The following is a 3,547-nucleotide window of genomic DNA, read 5'->3' on the forward strand; positions in this document are numbered from 1 at the left end:
GTATTCAAAAGGGCCATAAAGAGAAGTTAGCGAAATTATTTGCTTAACTTTGCTTAAATAATCACCAGCTTACAGCCCAAAAAAAGGGCGATAAGATTATCGCCCTGCCATCACTGTGGCTTAATTTTGATTAGCGCTAAAAACTAGTCAGCTGTCATCACCGGCTTTGTCGGCTCAGGATTATCTTCACTGTCATCACGCCATTTCGGGAATTCCATCTCTTGGTATTTGATAACCTTAGTGCCACGGCTCAATTTGTAGCCAAACCAAATCACCAGGAACAATGGAATACCAATATAGGTTGCAGTCACACCATACCAATCAATGCGGTCTTGCAAGAAAGCCTGATAGTTCTGCCCCAAAGTAATAACCAAACACAGTACGAAGGCGAAAATCGGCCCTATCGGGAAGAAACCAGACTGATACGGTAAGTCGTTCAAGTCACGGCCTTGCATCATATAGCCACGGCGGAAACGATAATGGCTGATAGCAATACCCAACCAAGCAATAAAGCCAGTCATACCTGAGGTATTAAGTAACCACAGATACACAGTTTGGTTGCCAAACATTGAACTTAGGAAGCACAATCCGGCCACTACCGTGGTGGCATACAGAGCATTACGTGGCACCCCGCCCTCAGACAGCTTGGCAAAGATACGTGGCGCTTTACCTTCTGAGGCCAGGGTAAACAACATACGGGTTGAGGCATACATCCCCGAGTTACCCGCTGACAACACTGCCGTCAGGATAACCGCATTCATCACCGCAGCCGCTGACAGCAAACCTGCATTCTGGAATACCAGCGTGAATGGGCTAACACTGATATCTTTGACATCATTACGTAACAGACTTGGATCGGTATACGGAATAATCAGGCTGATAATCAAAATGGCAAAGATATAGAACAGTAAAATACGCCAGAACACCTTGCGCACTGCGCGTGGAATATTTTTACCTGGGTCTTTTGATTCACCGGCCGCAATACCAATCAGTTCAGTGCCTTGGAAAGAGAAACCAACAATCATTGCCACACCAATCATCGCCGAGAAGCCCCCGGCAAAGGGTGCATCACCAATGGTCCAGTTGTGCCAACCCGCGCTCTCACCGCCTTTCATAATGCCGCTAATCATCATTACACCAATAATGATGAAGATAATGACTGTGGTGACTTTAATCAGTGAGAACCAGTATTCCGCTTCACCAAAGCCTTTTACTGAGATGTAGTTCAGTAAAAACATCAGGGCGAGGAACAGCGCACTCCAAATCCAGCCTGGTGCGTCTGGGAACCAGTAATTCATCACCAATTGTGCCGCAACCAAGTCAACAGCGATAGTGACGGCCCAGTTGTACCAATAGTTCCAGCCAAGGGCGAAACCAAAGCCTTCCTCGACGTATTTGGAACCATAAGTTGAAAATGAGCCTGATACCGGCATAAACGCCGCCAGCTCACCGAGACTGGTCATCAGGAAATAAACCATCAGGCCAATCAATGCATAGGAGAGCAATGCTCCACCCGGGCCTGCTTGCGATACCGTTGCCCCTGAGGCAACAAACAAACCGGTACCAATAGAACCACCGATAGCAATCATGGCTAAGTGCCGTGATTTAAGCTCCCGACGTAAACGCTGCGCACCCTGCTGCACTGGGATTTTAGTATTTTGCTGAGTCATTCTTACCCTAATCCACCCTTAAAAAATAAGGCGGGATTGTAACAAATCCCACCGACTCGGATAGTAACAATGCGCTGATATAAGATACCTTCATGATCCCGGTGCAATTATTAGCAAAAGCTCATTTGCCAGTAAAAGCCTCTCTCTATCGGGTATTCTTGCCGCAATAGCCAATATCATTGGTGTAAAACGCTTAAAAACCTTATCCCTACAGGGGTAACTCGCTCTCGGCTAATTCTGCGGTTCAGACCTCTTCCTGACAGTAGCTGAGAAAGCGCTGCAAGGCGTTAGAGATATGTTTTTGCCGATGATGAATCAAATATAAGGTTCGTATCAGTGGTGGCAAAGGGATGTTGAGTACGATCAGTTCACCGTTGGCCAGTTGATCGGCAATCACCCGGCGCGACAAACAACTGATTCCCATGCCATAACGCACCGCCCGCTTAATCGCTTCTGAATTCCCAAGCTCCATAACCAACTTGAAATGCGGTAATTTTGCCAACAGTAAGTGATCGAGCACTTCGCGGGTGCCAGAACCGCGCTCACGTAGGATCCAAGCTGCATCGGCCAGCTCTTCCAGTGTCAGCATCTTATGGCATAACGGATTATCTGGGGCCGCAAACACCACCAACTCATCCTGTTGCCAGGCTTTGGTCATCAGTTCCGGCATATGGCACGGCCCTTCAATCAGCCCCAGATCACCGCGAAAATCTGCCACTGCTTCAATCACATCCTGACTGTTACCGATATTCAATTCCAGCGGTGTGTCGGGAAAGTCACGCCGGTATTTGGCAATCATGCCCGGTAACATATAGTTGCCAATAGTGCTGCTGGCAGCAATCCGCAACGCGCCTAAGTCCTGCAAAAAAAGTTGTTCTATTTCAATTGCCTGATCCAGCAATGCCAATGCTTTGGGATAAAGCAACCGCCCATGCTCATTGGTGACTAAACGCTTACCGACCCTATCAAACAGTTGCACCCTCAATTGCCCTTCCAAATCCGCCAACGCAGCGCTGACTGCCGATTGTGAAAGCGCGAGCACAACCGAGGCTTGGGTCGTAGAGCCGCTTTTTAGCACCTCAGTAAAGACTTCAAGTTGACGTAAGGTTATGTGCATAACGGTCTCTGTAGTAAAAAATGGAGGACGCTATCATCACTCTGTTCGTCAGTGACTGGATGAAACGAGCTGCCTAATTAGTTGTTAATACAATAACTGACGGACAAAAGTGTACCCAATAGATTTCAAAATACAGGCCGGCGGCAAGCAACAGAACCCTCGATGAGCTTACACCAGTAAGTGATTCGAGTGAGCGAGCACATCCAACACACCTGCAACATGAACGATGGCGGGTATATAGCCTCTATTACCGTATAAGACTAACACCTTTGAGTAAAATCGGGAGGTTATCGGCGGATGAAATTAAGCAGTAAGAATACTATTCATTATCATCTGAATAAAAGAATATGCGGTAAATAATAGCCACTATAGTGCTGATGAATGCGTTAAAAATCAACCAGATAAATAATAAATAGCTAAACGTTTGAGATAAAGGAATCCCACGTTCACTCTTGAAGGGATTAAAATGGGGTAGCGGGACAATATGAAAAGGATTCAAGTTATATAACTTGAAAAAATAAGCGATCAAATAAGGAGGGATCAACAAATAAATAAGTGAGGCAATCACCAATATCACCCACAGCGACTTTTCATGTTTTGCTTTCTTCATATCAAAACTGCTGCCTTGACGGTTATGGGGATACCCCCGCCCGTGTACATTTCCGTTATGTATATCATACCAAACTTCATGGTCATTCACGCTCCCCCACAGAGATAGGCAAAATCAGGTGTTGGGCGCTGCCATCACCGCCCTTACCAC

The 3,547-nt window shown here is 46.5% G+C and carries 3 protein-coding genes; all 3 read right to left on the bottom strand.

Features of this window, described 5'->3' with window-relative positions:
* Positions 1 to 143 precede the first annotated feature (143 nt).
* On the bottom strand, positions 144 to 1,670 hold the full coding sequence (locus V1952_RS20690) for an amino acid permease (protein WP_083158382.1): 1,527 nt from the start codon (positions 1,668 to 1,670) through the stop codon (positions 144 to 146).
* Positions 1,671 to 1,914: 244 nt separating this feature from the next.
* Positions 1,915 to 2,787 carry a DNA-binding transcriptional regulator YeiE gene (yieE, locus tag V1952_RS20695; RefSeq protein ID WP_372559375.1) on the bottom strand — a complete coding sequence of 291 codons (873 nt, stop codon included), beginning with the start codon at positions 2,785 to 2,787 and terminating at the stop codon, positions 1,915 to 1,917.
* A 319-nt stretch (positions 2,788 to 3,106) separates the two neighbouring features.
* Positions 3,107 to 3,487, bottom strand: a complete 381-nt coding sequence (locus V1952_RS20700; protein WP_372559376.1) for a hypothetical protein — start codon at positions 3,485 to 3,487, stop codon at positions 3,107 to 3,109.
* Positions 3,488 to 3,547: the final 60 nt, after the last annotated feature.

Source organism: Yersinia sp. 2542 StPb PI, from assembly GCF_048593855.1.
GTDB classification, from domain to species: Bacteria; Pseudomonadota; Gammaproteobacteria; order Enterobacterales; family Enterobacteriaceae; genus Yersinia; species Yersinia enterocolitica_E.

What these genes read in the sequence shown, in the direction of transcription:
- yieE (WP_372559375.1), bottom strand. Translation starts at nt 2,787, where the DNA reads ATGCACATAACCTTACGTCAACTTGAAGTCTTTACTGAGGTGCTAAAA.
- V1952_RS20690 (WP_083158382.1), bottom strand. Translation starts at nt 1,670, where the DNA reads ATGACTCAGCAAAATACTAAAATCCCAGTGCAGCAGGGTGCGCAGCGT.